At 72.4% G+C, this 21,231-nt stretch carries 23 protein-coding genes and 1 other RNA gene; 8 read left to right on the top strand and 16 right to left on the bottom strand.

Translation table 11 applies throughout. The features are described 5' to 3' along the window. Nucleotides 1–41: 41 nt before the first annotated feature. The 3 genes from ABIH81_RS16160 to ABIH81_RS16150 all read left to right on the top strand — a co-directional run bounded on the left by ABIH81_RS16160 (nt 42) and on the right by ABIH81_RS16150 (nt 2,174). Nucleotides 42–1,109: a crosslink repair DNA glycosylase YcaQ family protein gene (locus tag ABIH81_RS16160; protein ID WP_349875781.1), complete on the top strand. Its 1,068-nt coding sequence runs from the start codon at nt 42–44 to the stop codon at nt 1,107–1,109. 211 nt (nt 1,110–1,320) lie between these two features. After that, complete coding sequence (locus ABIH81_RS16155; protein WP_349875780.1) at nt 1,321–1,692, top strand: hypothetical protein; 372 nt, start codon at nt 1,321–1,323, stop codon at nt 1,690–1,692. Then, a complete protein-coding gene (locus tag ABIH81_RS16150; protein ID WP_349875779.1) occupies nt 1,689–2,174 on the top strand; it encodes a roadblock/LC7 domain-containing protein in 486 nt (161 codons plus the stop codon). The genes ABIH81_RS16155 and ABIH81_RS16150 overlap by 4 nt, the downstream gene beginning before the upstream one ends. A gap of 130 nt (nt 2,175–2,304) precedes the next feature. Here the strand turns inward: ABIH81_RS16150 and ABIH81_RS16145 are convergent, their stop codons facing one another. Then, entirely contained in the window at nt 2,305–3,261 is a 957-nt protein-coding gene (locus ABIH81_RS16145; protein ID WP_349875778.1) for a threonine/serine dehydratase, read from the bottom strand. Nucleotides 3,262–3,464: 203 nt separating this feature from the next. Next, a complete protein-coding gene (locus ABIH81_RS16140) occupies nt 3,465–3,860 on the bottom strand; it encodes a VOC family protein (RefSeq protein WP_194801096.1) in 396 nt (131 codons plus the stop codon). Between the two features lie 64 nt (nt 3,861–3,924). On the opposite strand from ABIH81_RS16140, the gene ABIH81_RS16135 reads away from it, so the two are divergent. Further along, nucleotides 3,925–4,155 (top strand): hypothetical protein, encoded by a 231-nt coding sequence (locus ABIH81_RS16135; protein ID WP_349875777.1) that lies wholly within the window; start codon nt 3,925–3,927, stop codon nt 4,153–4,155. A 57-nt stretch (nt 4,156–4,212) separates the two neighbouring features. Continuing rightward, nucleotides 4,213–4,920 (top strand): HAD-IA family hydrolase, encoded by a 708-nt coding sequence (locus tag ABIH81_RS16130; RefSeq protein WP_349875776.1) that lies wholly within the window; start codon nt 4,213–4,215, stop codon nt 4,918–4,920. Between the two features lie 185 nt (nt 4,921–5,105). Here the strand turns inward: ABIH81_RS16130 and ABIH81_RS16125 are convergent, their stop codons facing one another. Both ABIH81_RS16125 and rnpB read right to left on the bottom strand, forming a co-directional pair. Then, a complete protein-coding gene (locus tag ABIH81_RS16125; RefSeq protein WP_349875775.1) occupies nt 5,106–5,360 on the bottom strand; it encodes a hypothetical protein in 255 nt (84 codons plus the stop codon). Between the two features lie 389 nt (nt 5,361–5,749). Beyond that, nucleotides 5,750–6,158: RNase P RNA component class A (gene rnpB, locus ABIH81_RS16120), an RNA gene on the bottom strand. Between the two features lie 250 nt (nt 6,159–6,408). On the opposite strand from rnpB, the gene ABIH81_RS16115 reads away from it, so the two are divergent. Continuing rightward, on the top strand, nt 6,409–7,170 hold the full coding sequence (locus tag ABIH81_RS16115; protein WP_349875774.1) for a sulfite exporter TauE/SafE family protein: 762 nt from the start codon (nt 6,409–6,411) through the stop codon (nt 7,168–7,170). Nucleotides 7,171–7,194: 24 nt separating this feature from the next. On the opposite strand, the gene ABIH81_RS16110 is transcribed toward ABIH81_RS16115, so the two are convergent. After that, nucleotides 7,195–8,418, bottom strand: a complete 1,224-nt coding sequence (locus tag ABIH81_RS16110) for an MFS transporter (RefSeq protein ID WP_349875773.1) — start codon at nt 8,416–8,418, stop codon at nt 7,195–7,197. Between the two features lie 56 nt (nt 8,419–8,474). Here ABIH81_RS16110 and ABIH81_RS16105 point away from each other — a divergent pair, with 56 nt between their 5' ends. Further along, nucleotides 8,475–8,942, top strand: coding sequence for a MarR family transcriptional regulator (locus ABIH81_RS16105; protein WP_349875772.1), 468 nt, complete (start codon nt 8,475–8,477; stop codon nt 8,940–8,942). Between the two features lie 55 nt (nt 8,943–8,997). On the opposite strand, the gene ABIH81_RS16100 is transcribed toward ABIH81_RS16105, so the two are convergent. From ABIH81_RS16100 to ABIH81_RS16070, 7 genes are all read right to left on the bottom strand, one after another. Beyond that, entirely contained in the window at nt 8,998–10,650 is a 1,653-nt protein-coding gene (locus ABIH81_RS16100) for a sodium:solute symporter (protein WP_349875771.1), read from the bottom strand. Beyond that, nucleotides 10,650–10,892 carry a DUF3311 domain-containing protein gene (locus ABIH81_RS16095; protein ID WP_349875770.1) on the bottom strand — a complete coding sequence of 81 codons (243 nt, stop codon included), beginning with the start codon at nt 10,890–10,892 and terminating at the stop codon, nt 10,650–10,652. The genes ABIH81_RS16100 and ABIH81_RS16095 overlap by 1 nt, the downstream gene beginning before the upstream one ends. A 128-nt stretch (nt 10,893–11,020) precedes the next feature. Further along, nucleotides 11,021–12,169, bottom strand: a complete 1,149-nt coding sequence (locus ABIH81_RS16090; protein ID WP_349875769.1) for a bifunctional RNase H/acid phosphatase — start codon at nt 12,167–12,169, stop codon at nt 11,021–11,023. Between the two features lie 5 nt (nt 12,170–12,174). Beyond that, nucleotides 12,175–12,912 (bottom strand): C4-type zinc ribbon domain-containing protein, encoded by a 738-nt coding sequence (locus tag ABIH81_RS16085; protein WP_349875768.1) that lies wholly within the window; start codon nt 12,910–12,912, stop codon nt 12,175–12,177. Next, nucleotides 12,902–13,825 (bottom strand): Nif3-like dinuclear metal center hexameric protein, encoded by a 924-nt coding sequence (locus ABIH81_RS16080; protein WP_349875767.1) that lies wholly within the window; start codon nt 13,823–13,825, stop codon nt 12,902–12,904. The genes ABIH81_RS16085 and ABIH81_RS16080 overlap by 11 nt, the downstream gene beginning before the upstream one ends. A gap of 26 nt (nt 13,826–13,851) precedes the next feature. Then, nucleotides 13,852–14,433, bottom strand: a complete 582-nt coding sequence (locus ABIH81_RS16075) for a flavoprotein (protein WP_349875766.1) — start codon at nt 14,431–14,433, stop codon at nt 13,852–13,854. Beyond that, the gene (locus ABIH81_RS16070) at nt 14,430–15,659 is read right to left on the bottom strand and encodes a helix-turn-helix domain-containing protein (RefSeq protein WP_349875765.1); all 1,230 of its coding nucleotides are present in this window, start codon (nt 15,657–15,659) and stop codon (nt 14,430–14,432) included. Before ABIH81_RS16070 ends, ABIH81_RS16075 begins: the two co-directional genes overlap by 4 nt. Nucleotides 15,660–15,907: 248 nt before the next feature. Between ABIH81_RS16070 and ABIH81_RS16065 the strand changes: the two genes are divergently transcribed. After that, on the top strand, nt 15,908–16,579 hold the full coding sequence (locus ABIH81_RS16065) for a bifunctional DNA primase/polymerase (protein ID WP_349875764.1): 672 nt from the start codon (nt 15,908–15,910) through the stop codon (nt 16,577–16,579). Nucleotides 16,580–17,046: 467 nt separating this feature from the next. Here ABIH81_RS16065 and ABIH81_RS16060 read toward each other — a convergent pair whose 3' ends face one another. From ABIH81_RS16060 to ABIH81_RS16045, 4 genes are read right to left on the bottom strand one after another with little or no spacing between them, the layout of a single operon-like run. Next, nucleotides 17,047–17,772: an FAD:protein FMN transferase gene (locus ABIH81_RS16060; RefSeq protein WP_349881122.1), complete on the bottom strand. Its 726-nt coding sequence runs from the start codon at nt 17,770–17,772 to the stop codon at nt 17,047–17,049. A gap of 50 nt (nt 17,773–17,822) precedes the next feature. Further along, nucleotides 17,823–18,422 (bottom strand): FMN-binding protein, encoded by a 600-nt coding sequence (locus ABIH81_RS16055; RefSeq protein WP_349875763.1) that lies wholly within the window; start codon nt 18,420–18,422, stop codon nt 17,823–17,825. Between the two features lie 13 nt (nt 18,423–18,435). Continuing rightward, nucleotides 18,436–19,851, bottom strand: coding sequence for a ferric reductase-like transmembrane domain-containing protein (locus ABIH81_RS16050; RefSeq protein WP_349875762.1), 1,416 nt, complete (start codon nt 19,849–19,851; stop codon nt 18,436–18,438). Beyond that, complete coding sequence (locus ABIH81_RS16045) at nt 19,848–21,221, bottom strand: DUF1501 domain-containing protein (protein WP_349881121.1); 1,374 nt, start codon at nt 21,219–21,221, stop codon at nt 19,848–19,850. The genes ABIH81_RS16050 and ABIH81_RS16045 overlap by 4 nt, the downstream gene beginning before the upstream one ends. Nucleotides 21,222–21,231: the final 10 nt, after the last annotated feature.

Here is a 21,231-nt window from a genome sequence, read left to right as displayed (position 1 = left end):
GGGTGCGGTCCTCGACGGGCCGACGGACTAGCCTCGCGGCTGTGACCCCGCACCTGCTCGACCGCGCCACCGCCCGCCGGATCGCCGTCCGCGCTCAACTGCTCGACGCCCACCGGCCGGCCGACCTGCTGTCGACTGTGGACCGGCTGACGTTCCTGCAGATCGACCCGACCGCCGCGGTCGCACCCAACGCCGACCTGGTGGCCTGGACCCGCCTGGGCGGCGGCTACCACCCGAGCGACCTGGTCCGCGCCCTCGAACAGGAGCGCAGCCTCTTCGAGCACCGGTCCATGATCAGGCCGATGGCCGACCTGGCCCTGCACCTCGCCGAGATGGCCGCCTGGCCCCCCGACGCCCGACGCCGGGACTGGCTGGCCGCCAACGACAGCTTCCGCCGCTACGTGCTGGACGTGCTGCGCGACGCCGGCCCCCGGCTCAGCCGGGACATCGAGGACCGCAGCGTGGTGCCGTGGCCGTCCACCGGCTGGACGAACAACCGCAACGTCACCCAGATGCTGGAGTTCCTCGCCGCCCGGGGCGAGGTCGCCGTCGCCGGGCGGGCCGGCCGCCAACGTACCTGGGATCTGGCCGAACGGGTCTACCCGGCCACCGCCGCGGTCTCCGCCGAGGAGGCCGCGCGGCGACGCGCCGAACGGCGGCTGGATTCGCTCGGCGTAGCCCGGGCGGCCGTGGTCGGCGACGCGGGCGAGCCGGCGCGGATCGAGGGTACGTCCGGCGTCTGGCGGGTCGCCCCGGCCGCGCTGGACGACGCGCCGTTCACCGGCCGCACCGCACTGCTCTCCCCCTTCGACCGGCTCGTGCACGACCGGGTCCGCGCCAAGGAGCTGTTCGACTTCGACTACCGGCTGGAGATGTACGTGCCGAAGGCGCAGCGGCGCTGGGGCTACTTCGCCCTGCCGGTGCTGCACCACGACCGGCTGGTGGGCAAGGTCGACGCGACCGCCGACCGCAGGGCGTCGGTGCTGCGGGTCGACGCGATCCACCCGGACGTGCCCTTCACCCCGGAGCTGACCGCCGCCGTGCACGCCGAGATGGCCGCGCTCGCGTCCTGGTCGGGCCTGCGCGATCTGCGCCTCCCAACCCGCTGAGGACGGCGTCGTAGCAGCCCAGCCGGGAATCGGCCGGCCATCGGACGGCGCGTCCCCTTTGCGGGGACCGGTGGCCGGTCCGGGAGGGACCGCTCAGCTGGATCACCAGCGGCCCGGATGCAGGCCGGAACTCCATGTGCGAGCCTCGACGGACCGCATCCGCTGCCCGCCCGCTCCGGCGGTCAGCGGCCCGAGCTGGGGAGAGAAAATCGTGGGCAACCTTGACATCGCGCTGAAGAACGCGATGAACATCGACGGCGCGATCGGGGCCGCGCTCGTCGACTACACCAGCGGCATGACACTCGGCGTCGCCGGGGGCACCGGCGAGATCGACCTGACCGTCGCCGCCGCCGGCAACACCGACGTCGTACGCGCCAAGCTGCGCACCATCGAGATGCTCAAGCTCGACGACGAGATCGAGGACATCCTGATCACGCTCGGCAGCCAGTACCACCTGATCCGCCCGCTGAGCATCCGCACCGGCAAGGGCCTGTTCCTCTACCTGATGGTGAGCAAGAGCCGGGCCAACCTCGCGATGGCGCGGCACCAACTGCGCATGATCGAGGAGAGCCTGGAACTGTGAGCCGGGTGGACGACCTCCCCCGCCGTACGCGCGCCCAGGCCGGCACCCTGCCGCCACCACGGGCGCTTCCACAGTCGCTGGCCGGCAACCCGGCGCTGCCGTACCCGGCCATCAGCCAGGAGCTCTCCGCGCTGCGGTTGCAGATCCCCGGCGTGCACGGCTGCGTCCTCGGCGGCGTCGACGGCCTGCTCGTCACCCACAACCTGCAGAACGGCGCCGACCCGGAGGACCTGGCCGCGCTCGCCGCCACCATGTACGGGCTCGGCCGCCAGGTCGGGATCCGGCTCGGACAGGGCGACTTCCAGCAGTCCACAGTGCGCAACGCGGGCGGCTACCTGAGCGTGTACGCCGTCAACGGGCAGGCGCTGCTCGCCGTGATCGGCACGGACAGCATCAACGTGGCGCGGTTGCACCTGCACGCCCCGGCCACAGCGGCCCGGCTCGCCGAGCTGCTCGACGGGGTCAGCCCGGCCACGTCCTGACGTACGCCGGTCGTCGCGGTCCCACCCGTCCGGACCGCAGACGGCGGGCGTACCTCGGGGTCTGTGGTTGTCGTGGCGCGGCGGCCCGCAGGTGCGGTCGTGCGCGTGGTGCGGCGGCGGGCGCGGTCGGTCAGACGCCGAAGCGGCCGGCCCACGCGGTCACGTCGGCCACAGTGGCGTTGCCGCCGCAGACCACCAGGCCCAGCCGGGCGTCGCCGCCCACCCGCTCGATCACCCGGCGGGCTGCGGGCAGCAGGCACCCGGCGGCCGGTTCGGCCCACACCTTGGCGTGCTCGGCCAACTCCAGCGTGCCCCGCACCGCCTCGGCGTCGGAGACCACGAGGACGTCGCTGACCAGCGCCGTCACATGGTCGTAGGTGAGCTGCGAGGCACTCGGCGCGCTGAGCGTGGTGACGATCGACGACAACGGCACCTCGACCGGGCCACCCTTGGCCAGCGCCTGCGACATCGCCTGCGCGCCCTCGGTCTCCACGCCCCAGACGCGTACCCCCGGCCGCCGCGCCCGCAGCGCCGCCGCCACGCCCGAGATCAGCGCGCCCCCGCCGATGCTGACCAGCACGTCGGTCAGCTCACCGGCGTCGTCGGCGAACTCCAGCCCGACAGTGCCCTGCCCGGCGAGCACGATCGGGTCGTCGAACGGGTGCAGCAGCGTCGCGCCCTCGTCCCGCAGCCGGTTCATCAGCGCGAACGCGCCGGCCATGTCCTCGGTCAGGCGTACGTCCGCGCCCGCCGCGCGGGCCACCTCGACCGCGCGCGCCGGCGCCGTGCGGGGCATGACCACTGTCGCCGCCACCCCGAGGGCGCCCGCCATCACCGCGACCGCGATGCCGTGGTTGCCGCCGCTGACCGCCACCACCCCGGCCGCCCGCTCCGCGTCGTCCAGCGCGAGCAGCTTCGCCGCCGCACCCCGGGCCTTGAACGATCCGGTACGTTGCAGCAGCTCCAGCTTGGCGGTGACCGGTACGCCGAGCAGCTCGGTCAGTCCCGGGCTGGGCAGAGTCGGTGTGTGGATCACGACGTCGGCGATCCGGTCGGCGGCCGCCTCGATGTCCGCAAGCTCGATCACCACCGCAGCGTGCCACACCAGCCCTCGCCACCGCGCCGTCCCCGCCGCGCGCGCTCGCCACCGCGCCTCGTCGGCCCCGCCCTCGTCGGCTCCGCTTGTCGATCTTGGAGTTGTGGCGCCCGGAGCGCCCCATCCGCGACGTTCGAGAGGTGCCACAACTCCAAGATCGATCGCTGGAGCCGGGGGCGGCCGTCCGGTCGCGGTCACGATCGGGTGGCGGCCACCTCGGCGTCGCTGCGGAGGATGCAGAACTCGTTGCCCTCCGGGTCGGCGAGCACCACCCAGCCGGTGCCGTCGGACTCACGCCGGTCGGCCACCACGGCCGCACCCAACCCGGTCAGCCGGGCCAGCTCCTCGTCGCGCGTCCCCTCGACCGGGCGCAGGTCGAGGTGGATGCGGTTCTTGACCTGCTTCGCGTCCGGCACCTCGATGAAGAGCAGGCGGTGCCGCCCGTCCCGCGAGTAGATCATGCACTCCTCGTGGCCCGGCTCGTTCGGGTCGTCCGGATCCTCGCGGTAGTCGAGGACGGACGCCCACCAGCGGGACAGGGCGTAGGCGTCGGCACAGTCCACGGTGGTGTGGGACACGTAGGAGGTCATCATCGGATCATCGCAAGGTCTGGCGGGAGATGTTCCACCGCGCCGAGGGCGGGTACTCCCGATCGTGCGTATCGACATCGACGAGCCGAGGGCCGCGGAACTGTTCTGGGAGGGCATGCGGGAGGTGGCAGCCGGCGCCGCCCGGCATCAGGACGACGACCTGTACCGGGCGATCGTCAAGATCGGCCGCTCAGGGCAGCCAGTTGGTGCCGCAGTGCGGCCTGTTTCTCCAGCATGGCGCTACGGGGAGAAGCGCCGCTTCCTCCGCCACTGCGGGATGACTGAGGTGGTTTGAGGCGAACGGCGCCGCGACCACTCACCGGCGCGATGGCGGCGGTCTAGGCTCGTGCTCGTGATCCAGGCCGTAATTGTCGATGTCGATGACACTCTGTGCCTTACCGAGGCCGTGTGCTTCGATCTTGAAAACGAGGTGTTGACGGCCATGGGACGCGACCCGATGTCCCGGGCCGTGCATCTGGCAACCTGGGGTGAGCCCCTTCTCGATGCAATGCTGAAGCGGTCGCCGGGGCTGGATCTCGATCGGTTCGCCATGACCTACCGGCAGGTTTTGAGGCGGTACGTCGTCGATGGCCGTCTCGACGAGATCGCGCCCGAGAACCTACACGCGCTGGACCAGATCGTCCTTGATGGCCGGACGGTCATGCTCCTGACGTCGCGTACCGAGGCTGAGGTCGAACACATGCTGGTGCCGGATCACGTGCTGGCACAGCGGGTGAGTGCGGTTTACCACGCCGACAACACTCGGTTCCGCAAGCCCGACCCTCGAGCGTTTGACGAGTTGCTGGCGGCCACCGGGCTCGATCCAGAGCAGTGTGTGTACGTGGGCGACTCGCCAGGAGATGCCCAGGCTGCCGGCGGTGCGGGCCTGCATTTCATCGCATGTCTGCAAAGCGGTGTGCGTATGCGCGAGGACTTCGACGTCCGCCACGTCAGCGCCTTCATTCACACCTTCTCGGAGCTTGTCGACATGGTGCGGCGACTTGACGCCGCCCGCTTGCCCCCGTCGTCGCGCACAGCGGAATACGAGCCGTCCCCGTAGAGCTGCGGGCAACAGCCCGTGGCTGATTCCAGCAAAGCTCGCGCCGCCCGGGTGTTAGCCGCGGCCGCTGGCTAGGCCGAGGTGTCACGGACGTCCTGATACCGATCTGTCGCGCAGGTCTCGAGACTCGACAGATCGTCGAGGCGGTTGGAGCGTAGGGCTGCTGCTGTTGCCTCTACCGGCCCTCAGTCCTCGTCAAGGAGGCCAAAGCTCTCCGGCAGCTCTTCCAGGAGCTCACGCACGGCACCGGTCGCCTGGATCGCCCGCTCCCGCACGAGTCTGGTAAGCACCTCACGCTCGTCCGGGCCCAGAGCATCGAGAATGCCGGCCACTCGATGTTGGACTGACGCAGCCTCATCCGGATCGACGACATCGTCATCGCTCAGCTCCAGGAACACCAGACACTCAAGTAGGGCATCCAGAAGCACGCCAGTCAGCATCGGGCGATCGTAGCGCCGGGGTACGGAAGCCGACGCGGATGGCGTTCGTCGCGGCCGGGGCTTCCATCTGCCGCGCCAGTCCAACCCCGGGACTGGCTTGCCACCGGATCACCGGGTCGCGGCACCAGTTCCACCGCCAGGACGTGCCCGACCTCCACGACAGCCGGTGACAGCCCGGCAGAGCCCACGCGCACCGAAAGGCCGTCAAGACGACGGCGGGGCGTAGGCCGGATCCGAGTTTTGGCTGAGCCAGCACTCAGGCCGTCTCCCGGCCGTCCCAGGCCATGGACAGGCCGTCAAACGCCACCCAACGATGACCAAGGCCAACCAACGGCACCCGATAAACGACCAGCTCAGAGCCTTGATCGCGGCTCTGAGCTGGTGGGCGACGGACGAGTCGACCTGTACGCCGGATTCTGTGACCGGCACGCCCGTAGGCGCACCGGCGGCGGCCATCCATCTCGGCCTGCCGTCGCCGGCAGGCTCCAGCGGCCTACCCGCAGACATCGGGCGGGCAGCCCTCAAGCGTCTGCGCGGGTCGTCATCTTGCGGTGACGGCCCTTTCTTGGCCTTGCTCCGGGTGGGGTTTACCGAGCCACCCCGGTCACCCGGGGTGCTGGTGGGCTCTTACCCCACCGTTTCACCCTTACCGTCCCGTTACGGGCCGGCGGTCTGTTTTCTGTGGCACTGTCCCGCGGGTCGCCCCGGGTTGCCGTTAGCAACCACCCTGCCCTGTGGAGTCCGGACGTTCCTCGGCGACGGGCCGGAGCCCGTCGACGCGACCGCCCGGTCGACTCGTCCGTCGCGTACTCATCCTAACGACGCACCCGCCGCGCCCATTTCCGCCCCGGCCAACCCGAGCAGCCGCCCGGCCCACCCGAGAACCCGCCCGGCCGGCCCGAGCACGAACCAGCCAGGGCAGCACACAAGCCGGGTGGGGCAGCACCACAAGCCAGGCCGGGCGGCACACAAGCCAGGCCAGACCACGAACGGGACGAGCAAGGGCAGCGCGGCAACCAGTCCGGCACCGTACTAGCCTCGGGGAACCATGGATCTCTCCGACGCCGCGCTCCTGCTCGCCGCCGGTCTCGCCGCGGGCACCGTGAACGCGGTGGCCGGTGGTGGCTCGCTGATCACGTTCCCGGCGCTGATCGCCACCGGCCTGCCGCCGGTGGCGGCCAACGTCTCGAACTCGGTGTCGGTCTTCCCGGGGTACGTGGCGAGCGTGGCGGGTAGCCGGGTGGACCTGCCGCGGGGGCGGGAGCTGTGGTCGCTGCTGCCCACCGCCGTGCTCGGCACGATCGCCGGGTGCGTACTGCTGCTGGCTACCCCGGCCCGCGCGTTCGAGGTGGTGGTGCCGTTCCTGGTGCTCGGCGCGACGGCCGTACTCGCGTTCCAGGGTCCGCTGCGCCGCCTGGTCGGTCACCCGGAGCGGTTGGGCGCCCGCCGCCGTACCGTCACGATGCAGACCATGGTCGCGGTCGGCACTGTGTACGGCGGCTATTTCGGCGCGGCCCTCGGGGTGATGCTGGTGGCCGGGCTGGCGCTGGTGCTGGACGCGACGCTGGCCCGGGTGTCGGCGGTGAAGAACCTGCTCTCGGCCGTGGTGGGGCTGACCACGCTCGTGGTGTTCGCCCTGTTCGGCCCGGTGAACTGGGCGGCCGTCGCGGTGGTCGCGCCGGCCACCCTGTTCGGCGGGTACGCGGGCGCGCGGCTGGCCCGCCGGCTTCCGCAGGTGGTGCTGAAGACGGTGATCGTGGTGTTCGGCACGGCCATCGGGTTCTACCTGCTGTGGCGGGCGCTGACCTGACGCCGCCCGGCAAGACCGGACCCGTCAGTACGCCTCCCCCACCGGCTCCTCCGGTGCGTGTTCGGCCCGGCGGGCGGCCCGGTTCCAGATGACCCGTTCGCCGTAGCCGGCCGCCATCAGGTGACCGAACGCGAGGTACGCGAGCACACCGGCGGCGAGCACCCCGAAGCCGACCCAGAACGGCAGCGCCAGACTGTGCTCGGCCAGCTTGCCGGAGATGATCGGTGCGGGCGCGGCGGCGCCCCAGCGGACCAGGTTGAACGCGCCGGTGGCGACGCGCCGGTCGGCGGAGCCGAGCCCGAGCGCCAGGTCGGTCAGGTTGGCGTTCGCCAGGCCCATGAACAGGCCGGCCACGACCAGGACGACGAGCGACATGGCGGTGCCGGTGGAGGTGGCGAACAGGACCATGCAGACCAGCAGGCCGAGCAGTGCGACGCCGACGGTCTGCACCGCGCCGATGCGGTGGGCGAGCCGGTGCCCGATCAGCAGGATGCCGGCGGCCAGGCCGAGGCCCCAGCCGGTGAACGCCAGGCCCAGCGGGATGACGTCGAGGCGCAGGAACAGCGGCGTGTAGCCGAGCACGACGAAGAAGACGAAGTTGTACGCGGCGGTGACCACGCACAGCGTCACGAACGCGGGTTTGCGGTACGTGGCGAAGATCTGGCCGAGGCGTACCGGCTGTTGCCTGCGGGCGGGCTCGCGCAGCTTGCGGGCGGCGACGCCGAGCGCCAGCACCATGAACACACCGCAGACGAAGAACGGCAGCCGCCAGCTCACCTCGCCGAGCAGGCCGCCGATCAGCGGGCCGACCGCGAAGCCGAGGCCGAGCGCGGTCTCGAACAGGCCGACCACCCACTCGCGGTCGTCGGCCAGGTTGACCAGCACCACCATGGCGGTGGCGAAGAACATCGCGTTGCCCAGGCCCCAGACGCCGCGCAGCACGGAGAGCTGCACGATGTCGTTGCTGAACGAGGCTCCGATCGCGGCCAGGCCGACCACCGAGACGCCGGCGACGAGCACCGGCTTGAACCCGAACCGCCCGCTGGCGAGCGTCGCCGGGATCATGCCGACGGCCATGACCGCGATGTACGCGGTGAAGAGCAGCTCGACCTGCCAGGCGGTGACGCCGATCGCCTCGCCGATGGCGGGCAGGATCGGGTCGACAACGGCGATGCCGGCGATGGCGAGGAACGCGACGAGCGTGGTGGCGTAGATGGCACTGCGGTTGGGCTCGGATCGGCGATCCACTCCGCAACCTCCCAGATAGCTGTATCGTACAGGCACTTTTCTTGTATCATACAGCTATGAGCGACGACGTCCACGGCACCGAGGTCACCCTCGGCCGGATCGAAACCGAGGTGGCGCTGCTGATGCGCCTGGGCGAGGCCACCCGCCGGGGCACCGGCACGATGGAGCACCGGCTGCTGGACCGCGCCGCGTACGTGATCCTGCGCCACCTCGACGCGGCCGGCCCGCAGAACGTCTCGGCGCTCGCCGCGCGGCTGAACCTGGACGGCTCCACGGTCACGCGGCAGGTCTCCGCGCTCCAGCGTGACGGGCTGATCTCGCGTACCCCCGACCCGGCCGACGGGCGCGGCACGGTGATCTCCGCGACGGTGGCCGGGCTCCAGCGGATGGCCGCCGTCCGGGCGGCCCGCACCCGGCTGTACGGCGACATCCTCGCCGGCTGGCCCGAGGCGGACCGGGAGACGCTGGCGGACATGTTGCACCGCCTCAACGAGGCGCTCGACGCGCGCAACCGCCGCCGCTGAGGCGTTAGGAAGGGCCCCTTATTATGCAGAATGCGTTAATAAGGGGCCCTTCCTTTCATGCGACCGGTTCCGGGGCGGAGTCGGCGCGATCGGCGGTGGGCGTGACGCGCGGGTCGCCCTCGTCGGCGAAGTAGTCGTCGGGCGTGGTGCCGTCCGGCCCGTCGGCCACCTTCGCGGCGCGCAGCACCAGCGTGAGCAGCGCGGCCACCACCAGGTTCACCAGCACCGCCACGATGCCGACGTAGATGGTCTTCGGCGTGTCGAAACCGAACTTCTCCAGCGGGAACGCCGAGCCGGCGAAGTGCTTCTTCCCGGTCACCGGGTTGCCGATCTGGTACAGCATCCACATGCCCAGACCCATGCCGGCCGCCCAGCCGGCGATCAGCGCGCCCCTGTGGAACCAGCGGGTGTAGAGGCCCAGCGCCACCGCCGGCAGCGTCTGGAGGATGATCACGCCGCCGATGAGCTGGAGGTCGATGGAGAACTGCGGGTCGAGGAAGACGATGCAGGCCACCGCGCCGACCTTCACCACCAGCGAGGTGATCTTCGAGACGTTCGCCTCCTGCGCCGGGGTGGCGTCCCGCTTCAGGTACTCCTTGTAGATGTTGCGGGTGAACAGGTTCGCCGCCGCGATCGACATGATCGCCGCCGGCACCAGCGCGCCGATGCCGATGGCCGCGTACGCCACCCCGGCGAACCAGTCCGGGAACTGCTGGTCGAACAGCAGCGGCACCACCGTGTTGCCGTCGGTCGTGCCCTCCTTCGCACCGGGCAGCGGTTTCACGTTCGCCGCGATGGCCATGTAGCCGAGCAGCGCGATCAGACCGAGCAGCAGGCTGTACGCGGGCAGCGCGGACATGTTCCGCTTGATCACGTCGCGGTTCCGGCTGGCCAGCACACCGGTGATGCTGTGCGGGTAGAGGAACAGCGCCAGCGCCGAGCCGAACGCCAGCGTCACGTACTGGATCTGGTTGTTCTGGTTGAGCAGGATGCCGTCGCCGGGCGCGGGTGACGCCTGGAACTTCGCGTCGGCCGCGTCGAAGATGGCGCCCCAGCCGCCGAGCTTGTACGGCAGCCAGATCACCGCGACCAGGATCACGATGTAGATCAGCGAGTCCTTGACGAACGCGATCAGCGCCGGGGCGCGCAGCCCGGACTGGTAGGTGTACGCGGCCAGGATCGCGAACGCGATGATGATCGGCAGGTGCCGGGCCAGCGCGCTGTCCCCGGTCACGCCCATCGTCTTGAGCACCGCCTCGATGCCGACCAGTTGCAGCGCGATGTACGGCATGGTGGCGACGATGCCGGTGATCGCGACCAGCAGCGCCAGGATCGGCGAGCCGAACCGGTTGCGGACGAAGTCGGCCGGGGTGACGAACCCGTGCCGGTGCGAGACCGACCAGAGCCGGCACAGCACCAGGAACACCAGCGGGTAGATGACGATCGTGTACGGCACCGCGAAGAAGCCCGCCGCGCCGGCCCCGAAGATCAGCGCCGGGACCGCCACGAACGTGTACGCGGTGTAGAGGTCACCGCCGACCAGGAACCAGGTGATCCAGCCGCCGAAGCTGCGCCCGCCCAGCCCCCACTCGTCCAGGTGGGCCATGTCCTTCGGTCTGCGCCACCGGGCCGCCACGAAGCCCATGGCGCTGACCAGCAGGAACAGCAGCGTGAAGACGATGATCTCGGTGAGGTGGTCCCGCCACATCAGTGGTCACCCCGCTTCTTGGTCATCTGGTAGACCAGCGTGGTGGTACCGACGCCCAGCAGGATCCAGGCCAGTTGCAGCCAGTAGAAACGCGGGAACCCGAACAGCCGGGGCGAGTCGGCGTTGAACAGTGCCGGGATCAGCGGCACCACGATCGGGATGAAGAGCAACCAGTTCCAGGGACTCTTGTCCTTCGCCCTGGATCGCGCCGTGTCAAGCGCCTCCGGTTCCGGTGCGGTCATGTGACACCCCCTCCGGGCATTCGTAGCGGGCCATGTGACGGCCGGAGGCTACGACCCTGTGACGGGGGTCACGTCCGATCGGAGGATGTCATTGCGCCGAACGGCCGCCGGCATGCGCCGAGCGGCCGTCAGACGTCCGTGAGGTGCGAGGTGTCGTTGACCGAACGGACCGCGACGCCGCCGTCCGGGTACAGGTCCAGCACCGAGATGCCCGCCGTGTCCAGGTAGAGCCGGTGCAGGAACGCGTCGCCGGCGGCGAGCGCGTCGCGCAGCACCAGCTTGATCGGCGAGACGTGGGAGACCACCACGACCGTCTCCCCCGGGTACGCCGACCGCAGCCGGTCGACCGCCCGCCCGGTCCGCTCGGCGACTGTCACGAACGACTCGCCCCGCGGCGGCGCGACCCGGGTGGAGGCGAGCCAGGCGTCCAGCTCGGCCGACCAGCGCTCACGTACCTCGGCGAACGTGTGCCCCTCCCAGACCCCGAAGTCGCACTCGATCAGGTCGTCGTCGGTGCGTACCGGCGGGTTTCCGACCTGCGCGGCGACCGCCTCGGCGGTGGCCGTGCACCGGGACAGCGGGGAACTGACCACGGCCGCGACGGACGGCGCCAGCGCGGCCACCCGGGCGGCGGTGGCCCGGGTCTGGGCCCGGCCCCGCTCGGTGAGCGGCACGTCGCTCCGGCCGGAGTAGCGCTTCTGCACGGTGCGCTCGGTCTCGCCGTGCCGCACCAGGATGAGCCGGGTGGCCTCCTCGGTCGGGCGCGGCTCCCAGGAGGCGGGCGTGGTGGCCGGGTCGGTGCCGGTGGCCCGGACGACAGCCGCCTCCCGCACATCGGGCGCCGGGGCTCCCGGTGCGACGCCGGAGGCGGCGGCGTCCATCGCCGCGTTGGCGAGCGCGTCGGCGTGCCGGTTGCGTTCGCGGGGCACCCAGGTGAACCGTACGGCGGCGAAGCGGCTGACCAGCCCGGCCGCCTGGGCGGCGAGCGGACGCAGCCCGGGGTGCTTGATCTGCCAGCGGCCGCACATCTGCTCGACCACCAGCTTGGAGTCCATCCGCGCCTCGACCTCGGCCGCGCCCAGCTCGGCGGCGGCCTCCAGCCCGGCGATCAGGCCCCGGTACTCGGCCACGTTGTTCGTCGCCGTACCGATCGACTCGGACCGCTCGGCCAGCACCTCGCCGGTCTCCGGATCCCGGACCACGGCGCCGTAGCCGGCCGGACCGGGGTTGCCCCGGGAGCCGCCGTCGGCCTCGACCACCACTGCGCGCACCGCCACGACGGCTACAGTCCCGACTCGTTGGTCCGGACCATGATCCGCCGGCACTCCTCGCAGCGGACCACGTCGTCCGGGTCCGCCTTGCGGATGCGGGCCAGGTCGGCGCCGGACAGGTCCAGCCGGCAGCCGCCGCAGCGGCCACCGGTGAGCAGCGCGGCGCCCATGCCGGTGTCCTCGCGGATCTTGTCGTAGAGGCCGATCAGGTCCGCCGGGAGGTCACCGGCGAGCGGCTGGCGGGCCGTGCGCTTGAACTCCTCCTCCCTGGCGATCTCCGCCAGCGTCTCGTCGCGGCGCTGCTCGGTCGCGGCACGCCGCTCCCGGGCCTCGGCGATCCGGCTCTCGACACCGTCGAGGACGCCCTGCGCGGTCTCCCGCTGCTCCATCAGCTCCAGCTCGGCGTCCTCCAGGTCGCTCTGCCGGCGGTTCAGCGAGACCAGCTCGTGCTGGAGCGCCTCCAGCTCCCGGGCCGGGCCGCTGCCCGAGGCCAGCCGGGCCTCGTCCTTGTCCTTGCGCGCCCGCACCTGGTCGACGTCCTTCTCGATCCGGGCGATGTCCCGATCCAGGTCGTCGACTGCCACCTGGGCACGGACCCGCTCGTCCTCCAGCGCGGACAGCTCACGCGCCAGGGCCTCCAGCTCGGCGCGCTCCGGCAGGCTGCGGCGGCGGTGCGCGAGCTGGGCCAGCGCGGTGTCGATCGCCTGGAGGTCGAGCAGGCGGCGCTGCACCTTCGGGTCAGCCTTCACGTCGGGGCTCCTTGTCGTCCGGCCGGGGCGCGGCGGCGTGCACGGTCCACGGGTCGGTGTCCAGGTCGGACACCACGGTCTCGACGTCCAGCTCGGCGGCCAGGTAGGCGGCCAGGTCGTCCAGCCAGGGTCGCTCCGTCGCCCAGTGGGCGGCGTCCAGCAGCGCCGGGCCACCGGCGGCGAGGTGTTCCCCGGCCGGGTGGTGACGCAGGTCCGCGGTGAGGAACGCGTCCACCCCGGCCGCGGTCGCCTCGGCGAGGAAACCGTCCCCCGAGCCGCCGCTGACGGCGAGGGTACGAACCATACGCCCGGGATCCCCGGCGGCGCGAACTCCCCAGGCGGTGACCGGGAGCACGGCGGCGGCCAGCCGGGTCAGCTCGGCGAGCGTCATCGGGGTGGGCAGCTCGCCGATGCGGCCGATGCCCCGGCCGGGCCCGGCGGCGGGCGAGCCGGGGCGGGGCGGGTGCAACGGGCGCAGCCCGGTCAGCCCGAACCGGGCGGCGAGCGCGTCGGACACCCCCGGGTCGGCCACGTCGGCGTTGGTGTGCGCCACGTGCAGCGCGACGTCCGCCTTGATCAACCGGTGCACGATCCGGCCCTTGTACGTGGTGGCGGCCACCGAGGAGACTCCGCGCAGCAGCAGCGGGTGGTGCGCGACGATCATGTCCGCGCCGGCGTCGAGCGCCTCGTCCACGGTCTCCGGGACCACGTCCACCAGGCAGGCGACCCGGCGTACCGGGCGGTCGGGCTCGCCCAGCACCAGGCCGACGCGGTCCCACTCCTCGGCCCAGGCGGGCGGATAGCGACGGTCCAGGGCGGCCACGACGTCGGCGACGGTTGTGCTCACGGGCGGCCAGCTTACCGGCGTCCGGGCCGGTACACGCCGACCATCGCCGGGCGAGGCCCCCGGCATCTGCCGGGGGCCGTGCCCATCCCGCCTCAGCCGACCGGGGCGACCGGCCGGTCCGCGCCGCGCAGGGCGGCCAGGCCGGCGTCCCAGGGGAAGGCGTCCGCGCGCCGCTCCCCCGTGCCGGGCGGGTGCAGGCGTACGACGTGGTCGCCGAAGACCACCCGGACGCCCCACTGCCCGAGCCGGTCGAGGCTGGCCCGGAACGCCGGGTGCGCGGCCATCGCCTCGTTCGTGTACGGGACGGCCGCGATCGGCACCCCCATCCCCTGCGCCTCGACCAGCAGGCCCAGCGCCAGGGTGTCGGTGATGCCGATCGCCCACTTGTTGATCGTGTTGACGGTGGCCGGGCACACCAGCATCGCGTCGGCCGGGGGCAGCACGTCCGGGTCACCCGGGTTCTTGTAGTGCGTACGGACCGGATGGCCGGTCTGCCGGGCCAGCGCCGTCCGGTCGACGAACTTCGCGCCGTCCGGCGTGGTGACCACGCAGACCGTCCAGCCCTCCCGCTGGGCGAGGTCGACCAGCCGGCCGACGTGACGGGCCAGCGGCGAACCGCAGGCGATGACGTAGAGCACCCGCCGGTGCCCGTTGGCGGTCTCCGGACCGCTCATACTCCGACTCCCATGTGTTCAGCCAACTCCGCGATCGGCGGAGGCGGCGCACCACGTGTGCGACGGAGAATCTCGGACATCAATTCGTGTGCGATCGGCCGGCACCGGATCTCGGAGGGCGCGAGCCGGTCGCCGCGCAGCAGCATGTCCCCGGCGTTGGCGACGTCACCGATCTGGGAGTAGCCCCGGGCCAGGTCGAGCAGGTGGTGCGCGCGCCGCTCCGGCAGCAGCGCGTTGAACGCGGGCTCGGCCAGCCGCATGTGGGTCTCCACCGCCCGGCCGCCGTCGCCCAGCTCGACCGCCGCCGCCGCGCGGTGCAGTTCCAGGTTGGTCGGGCCGAACGAGGTCCAGTAGTGGTTGTGGTCGCCGCCGAGCATGGCGGCCGCCTCACCGGCGCCGGCGAGCAGGTCGTCCACTGTCGCCGAGTCGCCGATCCGGGCGGCCGCCATCGCGCCCTGGAGCAGCAGCATGCCGTACACGGAGAGCCGCTCCGGCCGGACGTCGTTGTCGCCGCCGGGCGCGAGCCGGCCCGCGATGCGGACGTTCAGCTCCAGCGCGGGGCGGGGGCGGCCCATCGCGACGAGCGCGTTGCAGACCCGCGTGGTGGCGATGCCGGCCAGCAGCGGGTCGTCGGCCCGCTGGGCCACCGCCATCGACCGGTCGGCGGCGAGCCAGGCGAGGTCGCACTCGCCGAGCTTGCGCAGCACCGAGGAGGCGATCTGGTAGACCTGCCCGAGCAGGTGGGCGGCCTCGCGTACCTGGTCGCCGGCGGCGTAGCCGGCGTCCGCCGCCTGGGCGTCGCGCAGCAGCTTGGGCAGCGCCCGGGTGAGCATGCCGTAGCGGCCGTACTGGTAGGTCAGCCAGGCGTGGTTCACGGCCTTGCGCATGTCGGCCAGCGGCGGGGGGTAGGGCGCCGCGTCGAAGTAGGCGCTCATCGAGTCGTACCGCTCCAGGGCGGTGCGGATCTCCTCCACCTCGACCTGGTCGATGCAGTTGAGCGCGTCGGTACGCCGCTCCGGATCCTTGCCGTGCAGCAACTGCACGTCGATCTGGAGGATGTCGGCGATCTCGTAGAGCACGGAGAACTTGTCGAGCCGGCGGACGCCGCGCTCCACCTTGTCCACCCAGCTCTTGGACTTGCCGAGCCGGTCGGCGAAGACCTGCTGGGACATCTTGCGGCGGCTCCGCCAGTACGCAACCCGCCGGCCTATCGGCAGCTCGTCCATTCCTGCTCCCTCCCCCTCACGGCGCCGGCCGGTCCCCCCACGTCCCTCAGGCTCGCGCCGATCGCACAGGTTGTGCGTCCACCGTCCAGCCAGTTCTCGTAGTTTTCGTGCAAGTTGCACCGACCGTTAGTCACCTCAACGAGCGTGGGTTACGGCAGTGACGGCTTTCGACGTGTGGCTTGTGGACGGTTCGGCTTGTGGACGGTCCGCTTGTGGACGGTTCGGCGGGACCAGAGGGGACGGCAGGCATGTGGAGGAACGTCCGACCGCGCGTCGCTCACCTGTCGCCGCTGGAACGGGTCCGGCTGCGCCGGGTCGCGGTCCGGTACGCGCTGCACGGCTGGCCGGTCACCCCCGGCGCCTGCCTGGCCAACAGCCGGTTCGTCTGCGGCCGGGCCGGCTGTCCCACAGTGGGCTGCCACCCGGCGCTGGAGGACTGGGAACACGCCGCCAGCGCCGACCCGGCCCGGGTGGCCACCTGGTGGCGCAGCCGCCCGCACGGCATCCTGCTGCCCACCGGCCGCGCCTTCGACGTGCTCGAGGTCGCCGCCCACCTGGGCCGACAGGTTCTGGACGCGGTCGCCACCCATCCCGCCGGCTTCGGCGTACGCGGGCCGGCGCTGGTCACCCCGACCGGCCGCTGGATGTTCCTGGTCCGGCCCGGCGACCCGCTGCGGCCCGAGCTGGAACACTGCTTCCACGTGGTACGCCACGGACCCGGCTCGTGGATCCCCGCCCCACCGACCCGGCTGCCCGAGGGGACGGTGCGCTGGGTGGTCGCCCCGGAGCAGGCCCGCTGGCAGCTACCCGACTCCTACCTGGTGCAGAACGCGCTGATCGCCGCGTTACGGGCGGCCGGCGTGACGCTCGGCGCCGACCTGTTGCCCGGCCACCTCCCGCTGCCCCGCCGGGGCCGCTGACTTCCCAGCGCCCGGCCGGTGCTGCCGCAGCGAGTGGCCGACGCCGAGCGTCCTCCCTGGTCACGGCGGCCCCCCGTGACCCGGACGGGTGCCCGACAGCGACCTCCCCGGCACCGGACTCGTTGTTCCTGGCGAAGGCGCGTGTGCGCCAGAGCGGGGGTTTGACCATGTCCAGGGACGACGCTGCCCGCCACACCGGCGGTACCGAGCCGGCGCGGCCCCGCCGCCGCCTGCACCCGTGGGCCTTCACCCGTCCTCTGGGCGTCCGCCCCGGCCGCCCCCGCCCGACGGGTTCCCGCCCCGCCATCCTCCACCGCCCCCTCCGCTGACCCACAAACCCCTTCCGCCCCACCCACCCACCGCGCCTGGACCGACGCACCGTTGATCATGAAGTTAGCGGTGCGACACGCCGTGCGACGGTGCCGCTAACTTCATGATCGACGGGGCAAGGGGGGCGGGGGCGGGGATCAGGTGAGGGTGGGGAGGGTGCGGGAGTGGTGCAGGTGGGCTTCCTCCGTCACCACGGCGTGCTGCCAGGGGGACGGTAGGCGGTCCAGCCACGCCAGGCCGGGTTCGCCCATCGCCACCGCGGCTGTCGCGTACGCGTCGGCTACGCCCAGGTCCGGGCCCACCACTGTCACCGAGCGCAACCCGGTCGCCGGTACGCCCCGGCGCGGGTCCAGCACGTGGTGGCCGCGCTCGTACACGCCGGAGGTGGCGACCGCGATGTCGGTGCCGGTCAGCACCAGACAGGTCGCCGCCGCGTCCCAGGGATGCCGCACCCCGATCCGCCACGGCTCGCCGGTCGCGTCGTGGCCGCGTACCCGCACGTCGCCGCCCGCGTTCACGCAGTGGTTCGGCGCGCCCGCGGCCGTCAGCCGGTCCGAGGCGACCTGCGCCGCCCAGCCCTTCACGTAGCCGGACGGGTCGAAGCGGCCGGTCGCGTACGCGTCGAAGAAGCCGTCGGTGGCGGTCCACAGGTCGGCGCAGGCCGCCAGCACGGCCCGCAGGTCGGCGGAGGCGTCGGCGGGCCGCATCTCGCCCCGGTCGACCCGGCACACCTCGCTGTCGTCGCGGTACGTGCTGAACCGCGCGTCCACCTCGCGCAGCCAGCCGAACGTGTCCTCGGCCAGCTCGTGCAGGGTCTCCAAGGGCAGGTCGTCGGCCAGGTCGAGGCTGATCGCCGTACCCATGATGTGCGCGACCAGGCGCAGGCCAGGACGAACCGCGGCGGCCGGCACGGTCACGCCTTGTCCAGCGCGGCCTGCAACGACTGCTTGTACGCGGTGCTGGTGTAGGTGGCCCCGGACACGGTGCTCAGGTTCGCGCTCTGCCGGGCCACCACCTCGCCGGAGGTGCCGCTGTAGCGGGCCTGCACGTCGTCGCTGCGCTGCCCGGACTGCCCGCCCAGCGGCAGTCCGATCGCTGTGGCGTCGACGATCCGGCTGCCGCTGAGCGTGATCCGGACCTGGAGCGAACCGTACTCGTAGGTGACCGACGGCCCGGTCACCGTGCGGGTGGTGACCTTCGGCGCGCTGGTGGTGGTCCGCGGCGCGGCGGGTGCGGTGCTGGTGCTGGTGCGGGTGCCGCCCCGGCTGGCCGCGCTGCGGTCGGCGGACGGCTTCGGTGTCGGCTTCGACGAGGCGCGCGGCGACGGGGTGACGCCGGGCGCGGAGCCGGTGGGCGACGGCGGCTCGGGCGCGGCCGAACCGCCGGGGGCGACCGGGGCCAGCGCGGCCGGTACGTCCGGCGTGGCCTGCCCGGCGCCCGGCGCGCCCTTGAGCACCACCAGTGCGGTGGTGCCGGCGGCCAGGCCGGTGATCGCGAGCAGCGCGCGACGCATGGCGGTGCCTCTCCTACAGCTCGAACGCGGTCAGGTGGATCTGGCGGCGGGGCACGCCGGCCGCCCGCAGCGCGGCGACTGCCTCGTCGACCAGGCCGCCGGGGCCGCACAGGTAGACGTCGCGGCGGGTCAGGTCGGGCACGAGGCGGCGCAGGCCCTCCGGGTTCATCACCTGGCGGGGGCCGGGGTCGTCGCGGCGGCCGACGACGTACCAGACGGAGGTCTGCCGGGCCTGCGCGAGCCAGTCCAGCTCCTGGTGCAGCAGCACGTCGGCGGGGGTACGCGCCCGGTAGATCAGCGCCGCGCCGGGCGGCAGTTCCTCCAGCATCGCCCGCAGCGGCGCGATGCCGCTGCCCCCGGCGATGAGCAGCGCCCGTTCCCGGGTGCGGTGCGCGGCGGTGAACGTGCCCGACGGGCCCTGCGCCCAGACCCGGGTGCCGGGCGTGAGGTCGCGCAGCTCGGCGGTGTACCCGCCGACGACCTTGACGGTGATCCGCAGCCAGCGGTCGTTGGCGGCGGCGGAGACGGAGAACGGGTGCGACTGCCACCAGCAGCCGGGGTTGAGGAAGCGCCAGCGGAAGAACTGCCCGCCGAGCAGGTCGATCTGGTTGAGCCGCTGCCCGGTCAGGTAGACCGAGACGGTGTCCGGGCTCTCCGCCACCACGTCGGCGACGCGCAGCCGGTGCCGCAAGTTGAACACCAGCGGCGCGAGCACCCGGCCCCACACCAGCGCGGCCACGACCAGCAGGTACGCGGCGATCCAGCCGGTACGCACCGGGCCGGGCTCGTAGAGCTGCGCGCCGTTGCTGAACTGGTGCGCGTACCCGAGCAGCAGGGTGAGGTAACTGGCGGCGTGCAGCAGGTGCCACAGCTCGTACGGCAGGCGGCGGCGCACGGCGCGTACCGCGGTGAACGCGACAGCGACCAGGATGCCCGCGGCGACGAACGCGGAGACCATGTCCTCGTAGTCGGTCAGCAGCGCGCCGACCTCGCCGAGCACTGTCTTGCGCTCCTGGCGGGAGTAGCCGACCACCAGCAACGCCATGTGCGCGAGCACCGCCACCAGCAGCGTCGCGCCGAGATCCCGGTGCAGACGGGAGATCCGCTCGCCGCCGAGCGCGCGTTCCAGCACGCCGAGCCGGCTCATCATCAGCACCTGCACCAGCAGCAGGTAACCGGCGATCAGCCCGGTGATCCGCCCGCCCGCGGTGAGCAGGTCGGCGGTGTCGGCGAGCGAACCGGCCGGGGTGTCCAGCCACCACGGCAGGACCGCGGCGACCAGGCCCAGCCAGAAGACCGCGACGAGGGCACGCCGGCCGCCGGGTCCGCGGCGCGGGCGACCCGGGGGTACGGGGGCAGCCGGACGGCCGCCGTACGGGGCGGGATGCCCGGTACGGCGGCCGGCGGCGTGGGTGTCCTGGTACGTCACGCGTAGATCTTGACCGGGGTGAACTTCTGCCGGGGGAAGACCTTGTCCACCTGGGCGGTGGTCAGGCCGAAGCGGCCCTGCGCGACGGATCCGTAGACGTTGAACATGTTGTTGTATTCCGGCACGTCGCCGCTGTCCAGCTTGTCCAGTCCGTTCCAGGTGCCGAGCAGCGAACCGGCGAGCTTGCGGCCGGACAGCACGGTGACCACGCCGCCGTGCCCGTGGTCGGTGCCGCCGCCGTTGGAGCCGACCCGGCGGCCGAACTCGCTGGACACCATGATCGTCACGTCCGCCGCCCGGTCGCCCAGGTCGGTGAAGAACGCGGCCATGGCGTTCGCGAGTTCGTTGAGCCGCCGCCAGAGCTGGCCGCCCTCGCGGGTGCCCTGGTTCTCGTGGGTGTCGTAGCCGCCCATGCCGACGGTGGCCACCCGCACGTTCGCGCCGCCCTTGATGAGCTGGGCGAGCTGCTTGAACGCGTTCCCGACGCCCTGGTACTCGACGCCCTCGGCGGCGGCGTACGGCTTGGCGGCGAGCTTCTGGGCGGTGGCGAGCGCGCCCATGCCCTCGATGACCGCCTCCTCGACCGGGTGGTTGATGCCGGTGAACAGGCCGCGGATCGCCTTCTCGGTGGCCGCGCGGTACTTTTCGTCGCCGTTGAGCCGCAGGTCGCCGACGCTGTTGAGGGAGATCGCGCCGTTCACGCCGACCAGCGAGCGGGGCAGCGTGCTGCCGATGCCGACGCTGCGGAACGCGGTGCCCTTGCCGAGCGAGTCGACCAGGCTGTCCAGCCAGCCCCGGCCGCCGGTCTCACCCGGCAGGCCGCCCAGGTTGCAGGCGTCGGCGGCCTGGAAGTGGCTGCGGGACAGCCGCGGGTCGGACACGGCCGGCACGAAGCCGAGCTGACCGGCCGTGAGCCACTTCTCCAGCGGCGCGAACGCGCTGGTGAGCTTGAAGCCGCGGGCCAGCGCCAGCGAGTCCTCGCCGAGCAGCAGGTCGGGGCGGGCCTTGGCGAGCACCGGGTCGTTCGCCGGTGCGACCAGGCTCAGCCCGTCCAGCCCGCCGTAGAGGAAGACGTGGATCAGCGTGCCGGTCTTGGTCGCGGCGAACGACGCCGACGTGGTGACGAACTGCGCGGTCGCGAGCGCGGTCGCGGTCGCGGCGGCGCCGGCCACGAAGGTACGCCGGGTGACGCCCCGGCCGTCCTGCTGCGCCTCCTCGACCTCCTCCAGCCGGCGGTACCGGTCGGCCTCGGCCGCGTTCTCGGCCGCGACGATGTCCGCCTCCGCGCGCAGCAGCGCCTCGGCCGGGTTGTCGGCCAGCCGCCGCAGGTCGGGGCATTCGGGGTGCAGGGGGTACGGGTTCACGGTCATCTCCATCGAA

This window comes from Micromonospora sp. HUAS YX12 (genome assembly GCF_040215685.1).
Classification (GTDB): Bacteria; Actinomycetota; Actinomycetes; order Mycobacteriales; family Micromonosporaceae; genus Micromonospora; species Micromonospora tulbaghiae.
This window is presented reverse-complemented; position numbering and strand designations above follow the sequence as displayed.

Excerpts from the sequence above, each read along its gene's own strand:
- ABIH81_RS16125 (WP_349875775.1), bottom strand. The coding sequence starts at position 5,360 with ATGCTGACTGGCGTGCTTCTGGATGCCCTACTTGAGTGTCTGGTGTTC.
- ABIH81_RS16115 (WP_349875774.1), top strand. The coding sequence starts at position 6,409 with ATGGATCTCTCCGACGCCGCGCTCCTGCTCGCCGCCGGTCTCGCCGCG.
- ABIH81_RS16105 (WP_349875772.1), top strand. The coding sequence starts at position 8,475 with ATGAGCGACGACGTCCACGGCACCGAGGTCACCCTCGGCCGGATCGAA.
- ABIH81_RS16070 (WP_349875765.1), bottom strand. The coding sequence starts at position 15,659 with ATGGACGAGCTGCCGATAGGCCGGCGGGTTGCGTACTGGCGGAGCCGC.
- ABIH81_RS16100 (WP_349875771.1), bottom strand. The coding sequence starts at position 10,650 with ATGTGGCGGGACCACCTCACCGAGATCATCGTCTTCACGCTGCTGTTC.
- ABIH81_RS16065 (WP_349875764.1), top strand. The coding sequence starts at position 15,908 with ATGTGGAGGAACGTCCGACCGCGCGTCGCTCACCTGTCGCCGCTGGAA.
- ABIH81_RS16045 (WP_349881121.1), bottom strand. The coding sequence starts at position 21,221 with ATGACCGTGAACCCGTACCCCCTGCACCCCGAATGCCCCGACCTGCGG.
- ABIH81_RS16095 (WP_349875770.1), bottom strand. The coding sequence starts at position 10,892 with ATGACCGCACCGGAACCGGAGGCGCTTGACACGGCGCGATCCAGGGCG.
- ABIH81_RS16060 (WP_349881122.1), bottom strand. The coding sequence starts at position 17,772 with ATGGGTACGGCGATCAGCCTCGACCTGGCCGACGACCTGCCCTTGGAG.
- ABIH81_RS16075 (WP_349875766.1), bottom strand. The coding sequence starts at position 14,433 with ATGAGCGGTCCGGAGACCGCCAACGGGCACCGGCGGGTGCTCTACGTC.
- ABIH81_RS16140 (WP_194801096.1), bottom strand. The coding sequence starts at position 3,860 with ATGACCTCCTACGTGTCCCACACCACCGTGGACTGTGCCGACGCCTAC.
- ABIH81_RS16055 (WP_349875763.1), bottom strand. The coding sequence starts at position 18,422 with ATGCGTCGCGCGCTGCTCGCGATCACCGGCCTGGCCGCCGGCACCACC.
- ABIH81_RS16080 (WP_349875767.1), bottom strand. The coding sequence starts at position 13,825 with ATGCCGGGGGCCTCGCCCGGCGATGGTCGGCGTGTACCGGCCCGGACG.